The sequence below is a fragment of the Thiobacillus denitrificans genome, from assembly GCF_001530125.1.
Lineage (GTDB): Bacteria > Pseudomonadota > Gammaproteobacteria > Burkholderiales > Thiobacillaceae > Thiobacillus > Thiobacillus denitrificans_C.
Genome location: NZ_LDUG01000069.1, coordinates 1 through 707, shown reverse-complemented (window position 1 = coordinate 707; position 707 = coordinate 1). Strand labels below are relative to the sequence as shown.

Sequence of the window (707 nt, the reverse complement as noted above, 5' to 3'; positions counted from 1 at the left end):
AATCGTCGTCCTGGCCTCGCAACTGGGCGCGGCGAAAGGCGTGCCCCAGTGTGAGATTGAGCACGCGCCAGTCCACGGGCAGCGTGTGGTAGTCGAAAAAGCAGCTCAGGACCAGCTCGCGCAGGACGGGCGAATCGAGGGCCTCGACCTGGAACACGCCCACCCACTCCATCCTGTTCGATAGCCGCAGCCACTCCTCGACTTCGCCGAGTCGCTCGAGGGAAGCGTCACCGAGCAGCAGCACGCCAACCTTCACCTGCTGATGCGCCTGTATGCGCCGCGCCGCGACGAGATCGATTGCTGGCAGAGAAATCCAGCCACTCGCCGGCAATTGATCAAACACCTCTCCAGAACAGGATCCCACGCAGACGGACAGGATTTTTCGCAACTCCATGACACCCCTTCAGAATGACATCGGAATCCTGAGGCCCACAGTCAGATCCGGCGTATCACGCGTGAGACCGGCGCCGACCGTCACGCTAAAGGTCGTCTTGTCACTGTATCGGTACGAATAGCCCAGCAACAGGCTGGCCAGCTGGGTGCGCACGGAGCCCGCCACCGGCGTTGCGTTCTGGCGCGTGCGACCGACGGAGTTCAGGTCAACGCCCATGCTGAACGTCGACTTGTCGTTGAGTGCCAGCCCCATGCCGAAATTGATGCCGAAGATGCCGCCGGGCTCTACGGTGCCAATAAACTCCCGCTCGCCG

At 62.2% G+C, this 707-nt stretch carries 1 protein-coding gene and 1 pseudogene; both read right to left on the bottom strand.

The window, feature by feature from the left end:
- On the bottom strand, positions 1–394 hold a 394-nt coding region (locus tag ABW22_RS16390), incomplete at its 3' end, for a VpsR-related response regulator (RefSeq protein ID WP_202813985.1).
- A 9-nt stretch (positions 395–403) separates the two neighbouring features.
- Positions 404–707: pseudogene (locus ABW22_RS16385) on the bottom strand (hypothetical protein); the annotation flags it as partial.